The sequence below is a fragment of the Sphingopyxis sp. BE259 genome, from assembly GCF_031457495.1.
In the GTDB taxonomy this organism is placed as follows: domain Bacteria; phylum Pseudomonadota; class Alphaproteobacteria; order Sphingomonadales; family Sphingomonadaceae; genus Sphingopyxis.
In genome coordinates this window covers 3,376,609-3,393,613 of the sequence record NZ_JAVDWM010000001.1, presented here as the reverse complement: position 1 = coordinate 3,393,613, position 17,005 = coordinate 3,376,609, and the positions used below count along the sequence as shown (strand labels likewise).

At 65.0% G+C, this 17,005-nt stretch carries 9 protein-coding genes; 8 read left to right on the top strand and 1 reads right to left on the bottom strand.

Translation table 11 applies throughout. From position 1 onward, the window contains the following. The first annotated feature begins 15 nt into the window (after nucleotides 1–15). From J2X44_RS16260 to dacB, 4 genes are read left to right on the top strand one after another with little or no spacing between them, the layout of a single operon-like run. On the top strand, nucleotides 16–1,254 hold the full coding sequence (locus J2X44_RS16260; protein ID WP_310086368.1) for a dicarboxylate/amino acid:cation symporter: 1,239 nt from the start codon (nucleotides 16–18) through the stop codon (nucleotides 1,252–1,254). After that, the gene (locus tag J2X44_RS16255; protein WP_310086365.1) at nucleotides 1,251–2,831 is read left to right on the top strand and encodes a permease; all 1,581 of its coding nucleotides are present in this window, start codon (nucleotides 1,251–1,253) and stop codon (nucleotides 2,829–2,831) included. The genes J2X44_RS16260 and J2X44_RS16255 overlap by 4 nt, the downstream gene beginning before the upstream one ends. Next, complete coding sequence (locus J2X44_RS16250) at nucleotides 2,828–3,841, top strand: serine hydrolase (RefSeq protein ID WP_310086362.1); 1,014 nt, start codon at nucleotides 2,828–2,830, stop codon at nucleotides 3,839–3,841. The genes J2X44_RS16255 and J2X44_RS16250 overlap by 4 nt, the downstream gene beginning before the upstream one ends. Next, a complete protein-coding gene (gene dacB, locus J2X44_RS16245; protein ID WP_310086361.1) occupies nucleotides 3,838–5,319 on the top strand; it encodes a D-alanyl-D-alanine carboxypeptidase/D-alanyl-D-alanine-endopeptidase in 1,482 nt (493 codons plus the stop codon). The genes J2X44_RS16250 and dacB overlap by 4 nt, the downstream gene beginning before the upstream one ends. Nucleotides 5,320–5,487: 168 nt before the next feature. Here the strand turns inward: dacB and J2X44_RS16240 are convergent, their stop codons facing one another. After that, entirely contained in the window at nucleotides 5,488–7,827 is a 2,340-nt protein-coding gene (locus tag J2X44_RS16240) for a penicillin acylase family protein (RefSeq protein WP_310086355.1), read from the bottom strand. 528 nt (nucleotides 7,828–8,355) lie between these two features. Here J2X44_RS16240 and J2X44_RS16235 point away from each other — a divergent pair. From J2X44_RS16235 to J2X44_RS16220, 4 genes are all read left to right on the top strand, one after another. Beyond that, a complete protein-coding gene (locus J2X44_RS16235) occupies nucleotides 8,356–11,151 on the top strand; it encodes a TonB-dependent receptor domain-containing protein (protein ID WP_310086352.1) in 2,796 nt (931 codons plus the stop codon). A gap of 140 nt (nucleotides 11,152–11,291) precedes the next feature. Next, entirely contained in the window at nucleotides 11,292–11,903 is a 612-nt protein-coding gene (locus J2X44_RS16230; RefSeq protein ID WP_310086349.1) for a TetR/AcrR family transcriptional regulator, read from the top strand. 387 nt (nucleotides 11,904–12,290) lie between these two features. Next, a complete protein-coding gene (locus J2X44_RS16225; protein WP_310086347.1) occupies nucleotides 12,291–13,562 on the top strand; it encodes an efflux RND transporter periplasmic adaptor subunit in 1,272 nt (423 codons plus the stop codon). 156 nt (nucleotides 13,563–13,718) lie between these two features. Next, nucleotides 13,719–16,910: a multidrug efflux RND transporter permease subunit gene (locus J2X44_RS16220; protein ID WP_310086346.1), complete on the top strand. Its 3,192-nt coding sequence runs from the start codon at nucleotides 13,719–13,721 to the stop codon at nucleotides 16,908–16,910. The last annotated feature ends 95 nt before the right edge of the window (nucleotides 16,911–17,005 follow it).

Sequence of the window (17,005 nt, the reverse complement as noted above, 5' to 3'; positions counted from 1 at the left end):
GGGGCAACAGGGCCGATGACAGTTTTTCTTCGCGGCTGGTTTGCAATTCCGCTGTGGCAGCGCGTCTTGGGGGCCATGGTGATCGGTGTGCTGCTCGGCCTGTTCTGGCCCGCGGCGGCATCCGCCATCGCCATCATCGGCGAATTGTTCGTGCGGCTGATCCGGATGCTGGTCGTCCCGATCGTGTTTATCAGCATCGCGTCGGGGGTCACCGCGCTCGCTGATCCGCGCAAGCTGGGGTCGGTCGGGGCGCGCACCGTCGGGCTGTTCGCCTTCACCACCCTCTGCGCCGTGTCGATCGGGATCATCGTCGGTCTGCTCATCGAACCCGGACAGGGCGCCGCGCTGGGCGGTGCCACGCCGCACGCGCTGGGCGAGCCCAAGTCGCTCCACGACCAACTCGTCGGCATCGTGCCGATCAACATCGTCCAGGCGCTGGTCGACGGCGACATGCTGGCGATCATCTTTTTCTCGATCCTGCTCGGCTTCGGCGTGATCCTGGCGGGCGAGCAGGGACGCCCGATGGCCGACCTGCTGCAATCGGCGGGACAGGTGCTGTTCCATCTGGTACGCATCGTCATGGAGATCACCCCGTTCGGCGTCCTCGCGCTGATCGCCAAGGCGGTCGCCGACAATGGCGTCGCGGTGTTCGCCAACATCGGCTGGCTGGCGATTGCGGTCGCGGCGGGGGTGATCCTCCAGATCCTGCTCGTCCACGTCCCGCTTCTCGCCTTCGTCGTGCGCCGGTCTGTGCTGGGCTTCTATCGCACGATCGTCGATGCACTCGCGGTCGCTTTCTCAACCGCTTCGTCGGCGGCGACGCTGCCCGTCGCGCTGCGCATCGCGCTCGACGATCTGCACATCGCCCCCGGCGTCGCCAAGACCGTGCTGCCGATCGGCGCCAGCATCGGCAAGGACGGCACCGCAATGTATGTCGGGCTGCTCAGCATTTTTGCGCTGCAAGCCGTCGGTATCGAGCCCGACCTGTCGATGCTCGCGATCGTCCTGCTCACCGGCGCGCTCGCGGCGTTCGGCACCGCGCCGATCCCGTCGGCGTCGCTATTCATGCTCGCCGCGGTGTTGTCGGCGGTCGGAGTGACCCCCGAACAGACCGCGCTGGTGGTCGGTTTCGTGCTGCCCTTTGATCGCTTGCTCGACATGACCCGCACGGTGGCCAGCGCCAGCGCCAACCTGAGTGTCACCAGCGTCGTTGCGTGCTGGGAAAAGGCGATCGAGCCCGAGGCGGGCAAGTGACCGCGGCGGCGCTGAATGCCGACGCCGCGGCGGCGGCGTTCGCGAGCGATCGTGACGCCAGATCGGCGCAGCGCCGCGCCCGCATCCTCTATCTGATGCTCGGCTTTTCCGCCGGGCTGCCCTTTTACATGTTTTCGACCGTGCTGGCGGTGCGGCTGACCGATCATGGCGTTGCGCTGGCGATCATCGGCTTTTTCGCCTGGGTGCAGTTGCTGCCGACCTTCAAATTCCTGTGGGCGCCCTTGCTCGACCGCTACGCGGTGCCGGGCTTTACCCGTTTCTGGGGCAAAAGGCGCGGCTGGATCATGCTGTCGCAACTCGGCATCGTCGCCGCGATGCTGGCGATGGCGTTCACGTCGGCTGACGATAGCCTGGCACTGACCGCCCTGTTCGCGGTGCTGCTTGCCTTCTGGACGACGACGCTGGAAGTCGCCGCCGACGCATGGCGAGTCGAGCTGGGGCCGACGCCGGAATTGCAGGGGCCGCTCGCGGCGGCGAATCTGTGGGGTTATCGCACCGCGATGGTCGCGGCGGGCAGCGGGGCGCTGCTGTTCGCCGACGTCGGTGGCAGCGTGGCGCCGACCCTGCAATCCTTGGGAATCGCACCCGGCTGGACCGCCGCCTATCTATTGATTGCGGTCGGGGCGTTCGTGCCGCTGCCGATCCTTGCGGCGCTGCCGCCCGAACGGCGCCGCGAGCGCGGTCGCTTGGCTGCGTTGGGGGGCGGATTGGTGACGAGCGCTGCGATCCTCGTCGCGCTGGCGGCTCTGGTCGCGGCGGTTGGATGGCTGCTGCTCGGCGCGGCTGCGGAGATCGGCATCAGCGCCAAGACGAACGTCACCCCTTGGGTGCTCGGCATTGCGATGCTGCCGTTTGTGGCGATGGCCGCGATGCTGCCGCGCATCCGCAAAGCCGCGCCGGACTCTTCGCTGCGTGCCTCGGCGGCAATCGGCCCCTATGTCGACTTCTTCTGGCGCTATGGCGGTTTCGCCATCGCGTTGATGGCCTTTGTGTCGATATACCGCATGGGTGACGTGCTGGCGCTCAACCTGTCGAAGCCGATGATCCTGGGGATCGGCTATACCAAGACCGAAATTGGCTGGGCGGACGGCGTGGTGGCCTTGGCGGCCAGCATCGTCGGCGTGGGTCTGGGCGGATGGATGACGACGCGCTGGCGGTTCGGCATCACCCTGACGATCGGGGCATTGTTTGCCGCATTCGGAAATTTCGGTTTCGTCTGGCTCGCGCACCAGCCGCATGATCAGAACCTGCTCTATATCGCGACCGCCGCCGACCAGTTCGGCAACGGCATGGCGGGCGCCATCTTTGTCGTTTATCTGTCGATGCTTGTGAATCCGCGCTATCCCGGCGCACAATATGCGTTTCTATCGGGTTTTGCCTTCCTTTTGCCGCGGCTGCTGGCGGGGGCGGGCGGCACCGTGGTCGGGCAGCTCGATGAAGCGGGATATAATGGCTTTGAGCTGTTCTTCCTGGCTTCGGGCGTGATCAGCCTGGCGGCGATCCTGTTCCTGCCGCTGATCGGGCGGGCCAAGCCGCGCGCGGACGACCGGCCATGATCGATGCCGCCTTTGCGCCGGTGGCGGCAGCGGTCGAGGCTGGGCGGATTCCCGGCGCGGCGCTTGGCATCGTTTCGGCCGATGGCGAGAGCGCAGTGCGGTTCGCGGGCATGGCGGCGCTTGTTCCAAACCCCGAGCCGCTAACCCGTGAGCATTGGTTCGACCTCGCTTCGCTGAGCAAGGTGATCGCGACGACGACGATGATCCTGACGCTCGCCGACCAAGGCCGCCTCGACCTTGATCGCACGCTCACCGATGCGATCCCTGACCTGCGCCAATATGACGTCGCGAACGCCGCCGAGCGCCGCCTGACCTTCCGCGATTGCCTGATGCACCGCACCTTCCTGCCCGCGGTCGAGCCGATCTATACCTATGGCGACGACCCGGCGCGGTTGCGCGCGTTCGTGCTGCAACGCGAATGGCGGCACGGGCCGCCGGTCTATTCGGACATCAATTTCATCCTGCTCGGCATCGCGATCGAGCGGCTGACCGGGGCGGAGCTGTCGGACTGGCCGCTGGGCGAAGGGCTGAGCTTCGGTCCGCCGCCCGGCCCGGCGGTTGCGACCGAATTTTGCCACTGGCGCGGACGGGTCTTGCGCGGCGAGATCCACGACGAAAACGCCTATGCGCTCGGCGGCGTGGCCGGTCATGCCGGGCTGTTCGGCACTATCGACGGAGTGCTGGGTTTCGCCCAGACGATGCTCGATGGATCGATGCTGTCGCCCACGATGATGGCAGAGGTGAAGAACGCAAACGAGGCGCATCGCACCTGCGGCTGGGAACGCGCCTTTACCGGATGGCACGGCGGCGACGCCTGCTCGGTGGACACCATCGGCCATACCGGCTTCACCGGCACCGGCCTGTGGATCGATTTCGAGCGCGGCCTTGGCTGGGCGCTCCTCACCAACCGGGTCCACCCGACCCGCCACTTCGACAGCGGCATCGCCGCGCTACGCCCCGCCGTCGGCGACCAGCTTATCGCCGCATGGGATGCTCAGGAGAGACCATGAAAGCCGCGCTCAAACCCTTCGCCCCGATCCTTGCTCTGGCGCTACTCTGTGCACCCGTCCACGCGCGCACACCCGCCGATCCCGCGCCCGCGCCGCTTATGACCACGGTCGAACAGACGCTGGCCGCCGCTCCGGCGGGATCGCGGTTTGGATTGCTGGTCACGACGCTGGAGGGCGATGTGCTGCTGTCGATCGACCCCGACCAGCGCTTCATCCCGGCGTCGAACACCAAGATGTTCACGACCGCGATCGGCTATGCCCAGCTGCCTTTGCTTCAGCAGACCGCCAAAGGCACCGGGGTGCGGCTCGAAACCGGCGCTGGCGGCGCGACCGACGTCATCCTCCACGGCCGCGGCGATCCGTTGCTGTCGAGCGCCGACGACTGCAAGACCGACTGCCTGCAAAACCTCGCCGATGCGGTGGCGGCGAAGACGCGCCGCGTCCGCAACATCGTCGGCGACGACAGCTGGCTGCCCGACGAGCGCTGGAGCCCGGGGATGAGCTGGAACAATATCGTCTCGCGCTACGGCACTGGCAACTCGGCGTTGACGCTTGATGACAATGAGCTGGTGGTGAAGCTGGCGCCGGGCGCGGTGGGCGCCGCGCCGACGATCCAGACTTCCGGTTATTACGCCATCGAAAATCGCATAACGACCGTCGCGGGCAAGGACGAAAAGATCGAAGCCGATCGCATGCCGAACAGCCGCGTGATCCGCCTGACCGGCACGGTCGGCGCCACCGCCGCGCCGCTGACGCTGCGCTATGGCATCGACGATCCCGCGCATTATGCCGCGTGGCGCCTCGGCGAATTGCTGAAAGCGCGCGGGGTGAAGGTCGATGGTGCGGTTGAAGTCCGCCACCGCCCGCTGACCGCCGCTGATGATCCGAAGCTCCGCAAGGACGCGCCGGTCGCGCTGCCGACCGAGCCCGCAATGCTTGCCGAACTGCCCGCGCCGCCGCTCGCTGAAAATATGGTGCGGATCAACAAGGAGAGCCAGAACCTCCATAGCGAACTGATGCTGCGCCGCGTCGCGCGGCATGCGGGTAGCGGGTCGATCGCCGATGGACAGGCGGTGATGCGGCAGGTGATGACCGCGGCGGGGGTGCCCGACACCGGCTATCACTTCGCCGACGGGTCGGGGATGTCGAGCTACAACCGCATCACGCCTCGCGCCGCGGTCGGCCTGCTTAGCTGGATCGCGTGCCAGCCGTGGGGGATGGACTGGCGGGCGACGCTGCCGATCGCCGGGCGCGACGGCACGTTGCAGAACCGCTTCAAAGGGACGATCCTCGAAGGCAAATTATTCGCCAAGACCGGATCGCTCAATGCGTCGCGCGCGCTGTCGGGGTATCTGACGACGCGCAGCGGGCGGACATTGATCTTTTCGGTGCTGGCCAATGATATGCCCGAGGGAACCGACAGTCAGGCCACCGCGGCGGTCGACCGCGCGCTGGTGGCGATTGCGGAGGGGCTTTAGGATTAACCACCGCCGTTCGTCCTGAGGAGCCATTGAGCTTGTCGAAATGGCGTCTCGAAGGACAGCTGCGTCAGCATCCTTCGAGACGGGTCCCTTCGACTGCCTTGCAGGCGCTCAGGACAGGCTTCGGCTTCGCTCAGCCCCTCTTCAGGACGAACGGGGTTGTGTTCAGCCCCCCGCAGGCGCCAGCACCAACCGCTCCACCGCGTGCCGATCCACCGCCGCCTTGCTGAACCAGAGCGGCTGCATCGCCCCCGCCAGCCACTTGGGATAAAAGTCGCGGTAGCGCGGCGACCTTGGATCGGCGGACTGCCCGGGCAGCAACAGGAAGCGGCTGTTATCCCACGCACCGACGTCGGCGACGAACAAATAGCTGGCGCCGTGCGACACGTTGAAGCCGCGCCGCGAATTAAAGCCGCGCGCCATCGGCGTGGTGCCGTCGCCGCCCGAGCGGCCACCATCGATCTTCGGGAAAGCCGCTGCGATTGCCGGAATCGACGACGCCAGCGGATGCGCGACCGTCACCCGGTGCAGATCGCCCCACTGCCATTTGGCCGGATCGGCACCGCCCAACTCGATCGCCTTTGCCCATCCCGCCACCAGCGCGCGGTCGATCATCGCGTCGCGCGCGCTGACAGGATCGTCGCCCAGTCGCTTGTCGGGTGATGCCAGGATACGCAGCATCTCCGACAGATTGACCGTCGGGATCAAATCTTTCGCCGCCGCCGGGACGACCCGGTCGCGGAAGTCTGCTGACAGCGCAACCATCACCATCTCGAACAGCAGCGCCGCATCGCTATCGACCTCGATCCCGCAATTCCAGCGTCGCAGCATCGCCGCGGCGGGCGCCGCTTCGGTCGATGTTGTCGCAGGAAGCAGCCTCAGCAGCGCCCGCGCGGGGAGCGACTGGACATCGTGCTGCAATGCGATGCTGTCGGCGATCCGGTGCTTGGGCTGGCTGCGCAGCACTTCGGCGCAGCGATCGTAGCGATAGGGGTCGCTCCAGTTGAAGCTGATGATCCGCTCGCGATAGGGATAGCCCGCCGGCAGGTTCATCTGGTTCGCTGACGCGAACCAGCCTTCGGGCGGGTTATAGACGTGCGGCATATCCTTGACCGGGAGCAGCCCGGTCCAGTCATAATCGCCATTGCCGGGCGCGGGCAGCAGCCCGTCGTGCTTCGGACGCCGCGGGGTGAAGCCGATCGTCTGCCACCCCGTATTGCCGTCGATGTCGGCATAATGGAGGTTGGTCGGAGACACGTGCAGCTTGAACGCCGCTTGCAGCGACGCCCAATCGGTCGCCAGATTGATCGCGATGATCGCGAATTTCATATTGGCGCCCGGCAGCATAGTGACGGTGGCAAAGGCGATCGCGCGCTGCCGCGCCGCATCCTGCGATACGATCGGGCGGCCATCGGCATAGCGCAGGGTGACGCGCTCGGGCGGCGCGCCCTTGACCGCGATCTCGTCCTCGAAAATCTCGAACGTGCGCCATTTGTCCTTGTGCCAATATTGGTTCGGATCTTCGGGGTTGGTGCGCAGGACGAACAGGTCGGTCTGGTCGATGTGGAAATTGGTGCGCCCGAACGCAAAGCGATCGGTATGCCCTTGCATGATCCCCGGCAGCCCCGGCCCGCCCGCGCCGATGACGTCGAGCCCCGGCGCGGTCATATGCACCATATGCCGCGGGCTGGCGCCGCCGATGCCGAGGTGCGGGTCGTTGGCCAGGATTGGCCGCCCGGTCGCGCTGCGCGAGGGCGAAATGGTCCACGCATTGCTGCCCAGTGCATAGCGATCGGTGCTGCGCTGCTCGGGATCGAGCGAGGCTTCCTGAATAGCGTCGAACGGCACCGGGCGCGCGGCGGGGTCGAGAACGCCCAGATCGGCTTCGCTGACCGCGGCGGTGTCGAGCCCGTCGGGGACGGTGAACGACCAAGCTGGGCGAAGCGGCGCGAACAGCTGTTCGGCATCGAGCAGGCCGCGGGTGTGGAGCTGGGCGCGGCGGACCTCGTCGTCGGCGTCACCCATCCCGATGCCGCGCCCGCGCACCAGATCGCGCACGTCCCAGCGCAGCGGGTTGATCCCCAAAATGCCATATTCCAGCGGCAGCGCTGCGGGATCGCCCGCCAACTCGTCGATCCGCGCATTGACCCCGGCGACATAGCCCCGCGCGCAATCGAGCACGTCGGGCGGCAGCGCCGCCAGTTCGGCCTCGATATCGCCGCGATAATGGAACAGCCGCGCCGCGCGGTCGGCGGCGACGAAGCGCGGGCCAAAGGCTTCGGCCATCCGCCCCATCTCGCGGCGGCGCTCCATGTCGATCTGGAACAACCGGTCGCGCGCGACCAGATAGCCCTGCCCGAAAAAGGCATCGTGCTTGGACGCCGCACGCACATGCGGAACGCCCAGGTCATCCTCGATGATCTCGACCGCCGCCCGGGCGCCCGCGATGTTGGCGGTGCGCGTCCCGCGCTTCGTCCGAGGTTTCGCGAGAAGGCCTCCGGGCATCGCGACAAGCGCAGCCGAAGCCAAAAGAAACGCGCGGCGCTGGATCAACAAAACTTCCCCGAACCTGACCATCGATGACGAACGACGAGCCTATCGCAGCCTGGCGCCGCTTTCCCATAGCAAGCGGACCGCCCCCTATAACTGCAAGCTATCCGCGGCGGAGCGATGCGACCGCAGTGCCATGCACTGCGGCTATAGGTCCATATCGTCAGGGTCAGCGCGAAGCGGTTGACCGCCCGTAACCACCCTGTAACCTTCGCGTCACGGACCCGGCTGTCCCCGCGCCACGAGCACGGCGATGGCCGGATCAGGACGAAGGATTTCATAAAATATAAGCAGGCGGTGCCACGAGCCCGCCGCGCGGTCAGGCGGGACAAAGCGGGGCTAGCCAAACCGGAGCATCGGCACCGGAACACGCATCGAACGATGCGCGGCTTGGCCCTTGGGTAACATAAGGGGACGGTTAACATGCGTGATCTTGGACGAATTCGGCGGTCGCTAGGTGGCAAAAGCGGTTTTGGCGCGGCAATGACGGCTTTGGCCCTTGTTCATAGCGCTCCGGCGCTGGCGCAGGAGGCGGCGACGTCCGTCGAGGCTGCCGACGCCGATCAGATCATCGTGACCGGATCGCGCATCGTCCGCGACGGGTTCCAGGCGCCGACCCCGCTCACGGTGCTGAGCCAAGAGGACATTGAGGGCCAGTCGCCGACCAACAATCTGGCCGATTTCGTCAATCAGGTTCCGGCGCTTGCTGGTAGCACCCGCCCCTCCAACTCGCGACTTGCCATTAGTTCGGGCCTTGCCGGCGTCAACACCATGAACCTTCGCAATCTCGGCGAAGTACGGACGCTGGTACTGCTCGACGGTCGCCGGTCGGTCGGCTCGACCATCACCGGACTTGTCGACGTCAATACCTTCCCCCAGTCGCTGGTGAAAAGCGTCGAGATCGCCACCGGCGGCGCATCGGCAGCCTATGGCTCGGACGCGGTCGCCGGCGTCGTAAACTATGTGCTCGACAAGACGTATGAGGGGCTGAAGCTCGACGCCGATATCGGCATTACCGACGAAGGCGATGGCTTTAACTACAGTTTCTCCGGCGCGGCAGGCAAATCTTTCGCGGGCGGGCGGGGGCATATCCTGCTTGCAGGCGAATATGCGCATCGTGACGGCATCTTTGAGGTAGATCGCGAGTGGAACCAGCGCGGCTATCGCACCCTGTCCAACCCTAACTACACCCCGACCAATGGCCAGCCGCAAAGCCTGGTCGTTTTTGGCGCGGGCACGTGGAACACAACGCCCGGCAGCATCATCCGTTCGCAGGTCGGCGGCGGGAATAGTCTTCGCGCCATATATTTCGATCAGGGCGGGGTAGCGAAGCAATATCAATTCGGTACGCTTACCGACAGCTCGCAAACGGTGGGTGGCGACTGGGAGATAAATGACACGTCGCGCCGCATCGGCCTTGATGCGACGGACGATCGCCGCGGCATTTTCGGTCGGTTGAGTTTTGAGGTGGCCGACGGGATCACGCTGTTTGGCGAAGCATCCTATAATTGGAACAAGACGCTGTTCAATTCGGGGCCGCAGGCGGCAACCTTTACGCTGCGTTCGGATAACGCCTATCTGATCCAGTCGCTCGGTGCCGCTCGTTTGGCGGGTGTGACGTCGGTGACGCTTGGCACATCAGCCGCTGATCTGCCTTTCCGCAAGAACAACAGCACGCGCGAGGTGCAGCGCTATGCCGTCGGCGCAAATGGTGATTTCGAAATGTTCGGCAACAAGGCCGTGTGGGACGCCTATGTCCAATATGGGCAAACCGACGCACACGAGCAAATCCGTGACATCATGAACAATGCCCGCATGACCGACGCCACCGACGCCGTTTTCGCGCCGGCCGGTAATGCGCTGGGCGTTCCCGCGGGCACGATCGTCTGCCGTTCGTCACTGACCGCGCCCACCAACGGCTGCATTCCGCTCAACCGGCTCGGCGTCGGCGTCGCAAATCCGGCCGCGGTCGCAAGTGTGCTCGGCGATCCTTATCGCGACCAGAAGTTCAAGCAGACGGTCGCTGGCGTCAACTTGTCGGTAACGCCGTTCGCCACCTGGGCGGGCGATGTCAGCGTTGCGATTGGCGGCGAGTATCGCAAGGAAGAAGTATCGGGCTTTGTGCCGACTGAATTCCAGTCGGGTTGGTCGGTTGGCAATTTTCGTCCAACCTTCGGAAGCTACAATGTCAAGGAAGCCTATCTGGAAACCGTTGTTCCGCTCGGTTTGGGCGCCGAGTTCAACGGCGCGGTGCGAGCGACTGACTATTCGACTTCGGGCTATGTGACGACTTGGAAAGCAGGCCTGACTTGGCAACCGATCGATGACATCCGTCTGCGCGGCACCTTGTCCCGTGACATTCGCGCGCCGAACCTCAACGAGCTTTTCCAATCGGGGACCTCGCGCACCAACACCTTCACCACTAACGCGGCGCTCGTGGGCCCCACTTATGCCGGGAAGAATTTCCAGGAAATCACGCGCGGTAACCTGAATCTTGACCCGGAGAAGGCCGACTCGCTCAGCATCGGTGCTGTCGTTCAGCCGCGGTTTGTGCCCGGCCTTTCCTTTTCGATCGATTATTTCCGCATCAATGTAAAGGACGCGATCGCGCAGTTCTTTTCCGACGACATTGCACGGCGCTGTTTTGAAGGGCGCCAGGATTTCTGCGCGGCCATCGTCCCCGATACCAGCGGGGCCCGCGATTTTGTCGTGTCCGCCAGCCCCTTCAACTTTGCCCGGATAAAGGTGCGCGGTATCGATTATGAAGCGAGCTATCGGCTGCCGATCGGTAGTGAGAGCAGTCTGTCCTTGCGCGGTACGGCGACGAACTATCTCGAAAATCTGGTCGATAACGGTGTGTCGGTCCCGGTCGATTCGGTGGGCCAGAACAGCGGCCAGACCAGCGGCACGCCCGACTGGATCTTCCGTCTGTCGGCGACCTTCGACACGCCGGATTACTCCATCGCGGCGGTCGGCCGCGGCGTCAGTTCGGGAACCTACAGCAACACCTATGTCGTCTGTACAACGGCCTGCCCGACCAGCACGGCGCTGGCCCCGACGATCGACAACAACGACGTCGATGGCACCTTCTACACCGACCTCAACTTCACTGCGAAGATCAAGGTTGGCGAGTCTGATGGGCAATTTTTCCTCAACGTCACCAACCTGTTCGACAAAGATCCGATTCTGCTGCCGGAAACCGGCCTGTCGGCCAACTCGACCTTCAGCGACCTGCTCGGTCGCAGTTTCCGCGTCGGCGTCCGTTTCAAGACGCGCTGAGGCAACGCGAGTGAGCAAAAAAAAGGGAGGGCCATGACGGCTCTCCCTTTTTTTTGTCCGGGCGGCCAGCGAGCGCATCCCCGGCGCCGCGCCGCGCGCTACTGGACATTCAGCCACACTTCACTTATATACCAGACGTTATGGAAATCGAAGCCCCCCTGGCCCCCAAAGGTCGGCCGCGTGAGTTTTGCGTCGATGCTGCGCTTGCTGCGGCGCTGCGCGTGTTCTGGTCGAAAGGCTATGAGGGCGCGTCGATGGCCGACCTCACCGATGCGATGGGAATTACCAAGCCCAGCCTTTACGCCGCGTTCGGCAACAAGGAGGCGCTGTTTAACAAGGCGCTCGACCTGTATGAGCGCGAAAAGGCCGATTATATGCGCGCCGCGCTTGAGGCGCCGACCGCGCGCGGGGTCGCCGAACGGCTGATGTATGGCGCGCTCGATATGTACACTTGCCCTGACAATCCAAACGGATGTCTGGGCGTGATCAGTTCGGTGGCCTGCGGTGCCGAGGCCGAATGCATCCGCGACGCGGTGGTCGAACGCGGCGCCGCGGCCAAGCGAGCGATGCTCGATCGCTTTGCGCGCGCCAAGGCCGAGGGTGATTTTCCTGCCGATACCGACCCCGATGGACTGGCGCAGTTCCTGATTGCCGTGAACCAGGGCATGGCGGTGCAGGCGGGTTCGGGCGCATCGCGTGCCGAGTTGGAACGGTTGGTCGAAACCAGCCTGAAGCTGTGGCCGGGGCGCTAGTAGAAAAATTTTACCGACCGGTACAGAATGCGCTTGACGCAGCGCAACAAGACTTATATACCACCCAGTATACAAAGAGTGGCTCTCCCCCGAGACCGGCCGCCGCGTGGCAAAGATCATGCGGCGGTCGGATTCACTATCCAGATATAATTATCCCGGGAGCGGGTCCTGTTCCGGTCGGGCGTCCGTCGACGCTCGCCCGCAAGATATAACAGGGAGCCGACGTGCGCATCAGCGATGTGCGCGATCGGAGGCGGTCGTCCTCTTCGCAGAGGGCCGTCTAGCAACATGAGCTGATTCAACACCGAACCGAAAGCAGGCGCTTTTGGGGCTGGGACCTTTGCGCCCTGCGCGCAGCCGAACCGACCAAAGAGAAGAGGGCATCCCATGACCGTCCACACCCCGATCGAAAAGCTCGACCCCGCCGATGCCAAGGTCAGTCGCGAACTGAAAACCCTCCTTCGTCCGGCGCGCGGTCGCCGTGCCGCGTGGATCGGCGCCTTTCTGGTGCTGATCGTCGGTGCCTGGTGGTTGCTCAGCGAGGGCGCGCCGCAAGCCGCCGCCGCGCCCGCGCCGGTGCTGACCGTCGCGGCGCCGATCGCGCGCGACGTTACCCTGTGGGATGAATATATCGGCCGCTTCGAGGCGTCCAAGGCGGTCGAGGTGCGGCCGCGCGTTTCGGGCGCGATCACCGCCATTCACTTCACCGATGGCCAGATCGTCCGCCAGGGCCAGCCGCTGTTCACCATCGACCCGCGCTCGTATCGCGCCGCACTCGCCGAAGCGCGCGCTTCGGCGGCCAGCGCGCGCAGTGATCTGGCGCTTGCGCGGCTCGAACTCGATCGCGCCGGACGGCTGGTCGAGGTCGAGGCGGTGTCGCAGAGCGAAATCGACCGGCTGCGCGCACGCGTCAATGCGGCCAGTGCGGCGCTGGCCGGGGCCGACGCCCGTATCGCGGCGCGGTCGCTCGACGTCGAATTTACCGTCGTCCGCGCGCCGATGAGCGGCCGTATTTCGGATCGTCAGATCGACGCAGGCAACCTCGTGTCGGCAGGCGACGCCGGCGGCACGTTGCTGACCACGATCAACGCGCTCGACCCCGTCTATTTCACTTTCCAGGGTTCGGAGGCGCTGTTCCTCAAGACCAAGCGCGAAGGCGGCGAAAAGGGTGCGACCGTGGAAGTCCGCTTGCAGGACGAAAGCGATTATCGCTGGAAGGGCCAGCTCGACTTCACCGACAATGGCCTTGATCCGCGTTCGGGCACGATCCGCGCCCGCGCCCGCTTCGATAATCCCCAGATGTTCCTGACCCCCGGCATGTTCGGCAATATGCGGCTGTCGACCGGCCAGACGAGCCGCGCGCTGCTGGTCCCGGCTGCGGCGGTGCAGACCGATCAGGCGCGCAAGATCGTCTATGTCGTCGGCAAGGACGGCATGGTTGCGGCGAAACCGGTCGAGATCGGTCCCGAAGTTGATGGTCTGCGCGTCATCCGTTCGGGCCTGACGCCGACCGATCAGGTCGTCATCACCGGATACCAGTTCGCCCGGCCCGGCACCAAGGCGGTGACCAAGGCCGGCAAGATCGCCGCTGCGGCGCCAAAGCAGGGCGTGGCGGCTTCGGTAGAACCGGTGTCGGCGCAGGCGACGTTTGCGAGGTAGCTTCTCCCCCCTCCCGCTTGCGGGAGGGGTCGGGGGTGGGCCAGCGACGTCGCAACGCCCACCCCGCTGTGACTAGCGAGCAAGCTCGCAAGTCTCGCTGCCCCTCCCGCAAGCAGGAGGGGTGACCAGAGTATTTTTCCAGACAGGGGCTATCCCATGCGCCTATCCCGCTTTTTCATCGACCGGCCAATCTTTGCCGCCGTGCTCGCTATCATCATCACCATCGTCGGTGCGGTCGCCTACATAGGCCTGCCGGTGTCGCAATATCCCGACATCGTCCCGCCGACGGTCACGGTGACCGCGGCCTATCCCGGCGCCTCCGCTGAAACCGTTGCCGATACGGTGGCGGCGCCGATCGAACAGGAAATCAACGGCGTCGACAACATGCTCTATATGAGCAGCCAGTCGACCGGCGACGGCGCGGTGACGATCACCGTGACCTTCAAGATCGGCACCGACCTTGATGCCGCGCAGGTGCTGGTGCAGAACCGCGTCGCGATCGCTACCCCGCGCTTGCCCGAAACGGTGCAGCGGCTGGGGGTGGTGACCCGCAAGACGTCGCCCGACTTTCTGATGGTCGTCAATCTGGTGTCGCCCGACAAGTCGCTCGATCGCGCCTATATCTCCAACTATGCGCTGACCCAGCTGCGCGATCGGCTCAGCCGTATCGATGGCGTGGGCGACGTCCGCCTGTTCGGGGCGCGCGATTATGCGATGCGGGTGTGGATCGACCCGGGCCGCGCCGCCGCGCTCGACCTGACTGCGGGCGAGATCGTCGCCGCGCTGCGCCGTGAGAATGTTCAGGTCGCCGCAGGCACCCTTGGCCAGCCGCCTTTTGCCAATGGGGGCGATTTTCAGCTCAATGTCGAAACCCAGGGCCGCCTGACCGACCCCAAGGATTTTGCGAACATCGTCATCCGCAGCGACGCCGATGGACGGCAGGTCCGCGTCTCGGATGTCGCTCGCGTCGAGCTGGGCGCGTCGGATTACAACAGCAACACCTATCTGTCGGGCGACCCGACCGTCATCATGGCGGTGTTCCAGCGCCCCGGATCGAATGCGCTCGCCGCCGCCGAAGCGGTCGAGGCCGAAATGGCATCCTCGTCGAAGAATTTCCCCAAGGGACTCGAATATCGGGTCATCTATAACCCCACCGAATTCATCGCCCAGTCGATCGACGCGGTGATGGAAACGCTGATCGAGGCGGTGTTCCTGGTGGTCATCGTCATTCTGGTGTTCCTGCAGAAATGGCGCGCCGCGATCATTCCGGTGCTGGCGATCCCGGTGTCGCTGATCGGGACATTCGTGGTGCTCGCGGCGTACGGTTACAGTCTCAACAACCTGTCGCTGTTCGGGCTGGTGCTGGCGATCGGCATCGTCGTCGATGACGCGATCGTCGTCGTCGAGAATGTCGAACGCAATCTGGAGCGCGGCATGTCGGCGCTCGAAGCCGCGCGCACGTCGATGGACGAGGTGTCGGGGGCGCTGGTCGCGATCGTGCTTGTGCTGTGCGCGGTGTTCGTGCCGACCTTGTTCCTCACGGGGCTGTCGGGCGCCTTCTATCAGCAGTTCGCAGTGACGATTTCGACCGCAACGATCATCTCGCTGGTCCTGTCGCTCACCCTGTCGCCCGCGCTCGCGGCGATCCTGCTCAAGCCGCACGCGGCGCCGCAGAACGAGGGCCGCGGGATGCGGCTGGTGCGCCGGGCTGGCGACAGCTTCAACCGCAGTTTCGAGCGGATGAGCGATAGTTATGCGCGGCTCACCGACCGGCTGGTGCGCGCGCCGAAGAAGATGATGGTCAGCTATGCCGGGCTGATCGCCGCGACCGCGGCACTGTTCTGGGCGACCCCGACCGGCTTCATCCCGGCGCAGGATCAGGGCTACTTCCTCGTCGTCGCCAAACTGCCCGCGGGGGCTTCTGTCGAACGCACCGATGCGGTACTGAAAAAGGTCGCGGGCCGCGTGCTGCCGGTCGAGGGGGTGCTCGGCTCGGTGATGCTCGCGGGCTTCGACGGCCCGTCGCAAACGCTCGCCCCGAACTCGGCCGCTGCGTACTTCCCGCTCAAATCCTTCGAGGAGCGCGCGAAGCTCGGCGTCAAGCTGGACGACATCATCAACCAGGCGCGCGCCAACACCGCGGATATTACCGAGGCGCAGATCGTCATCATCCCGCCGCCGCTGATCCAGGGGATCGGCTCGGCGGGTGGTTACCGCATGATCGTCCAGGATCGCGGCGGCAACGGTGCTGCCGCACTTGCCAACGAAACGAACAATCTGATCGGCAAGGCCAACCAGACTCCGGGGCTTGCGAACGTCTTCACCTTCTTCGATGCGACGAACCCGCGGATCTTTGCCGACATCGACCGGGCCAAAGCGAACATGCTCGGCGTCCCCCCCGAACGTGTTTTCGAAGCACTCCAGGTCTATCTCGGCTCGGCCTTCGTCAACGATTTCAACCTGCTCGGCCGCACATACCGCGTCACCGCACAGGCCGACGCGCCTTACCGCCAGACCGTCGCCGACATCGCGAACCTGCAAACGCGGTCGAACAGCGGCGCGATGGTGCCGATCGGATCGGTCGCCAATTTCGAGGATCGCACCGGGCCGTATCGCGTCACGCGCTACAATCTGTTCCCCGCGGTCGAGATCGACGGCGATACCGCTCCGGGCGCATCGTCGGGCGCGGCGCTGACGACGATGGAAAAGCTGGCGGCGGATACTTTGCCTGCGGGCTACGGCACCGAATGGACGGGCATCGCTTTCCAGCAAAAGGCGGCGGCGAACACCGCGGGGATCGTCTTCGCGCTTGCAGTGGTTTTCGTCTTCCTCGTGCTCGCGGCGCAATATGAAAGCCTGATGCTGCCGCTGGCGATCATCTTCATCGTGCCGATGTGCCTGCTCGCGGCGATGATCGGGGTGAATTTGCGCGGCATGGATAACAATGTCCTCACGCAGATCGGGCTCGTCGTGCTGATCGCGCTGGCGGCGAAGAACGCGATCCTGATCGTCGAATTCGCCAAGCAGGGCGAGGAACAGGACGGCCTGTCGCCGGTCGAAGCCGCGGTGCGCGCGGCGCGCGACCGTCTGCGCCCGATCCTGATGACCAGCTTTGCCTTCATTCTCGGCGCCGTGCCGCTGTTGATCGCGAGCGGGGCAGGGGCAGAACTGCGCCAGGCGCTCGGCACCGCGGTCTTCTTCGGTATGCTCGGCGTGACGGCGTTCGGCCTCATCTTCACCCCGACCTTCTACGTCGTCGCCCGTTCGCTCAGCCAATGGTCGGTTGCGCGGCGGGCGCGGCGCGGGTCGGACGATCACGGGGCCGCGCTGCCGGTTCCGGCGGAATAGATTTGAGAAGTGAGCCAGCCAAACCCAAAACCGTCCGCCCTGAGGAACCATTGAGCTTGTCGAAATGGCGTCTCGAAGGGCCGCTAGCGCAGGGT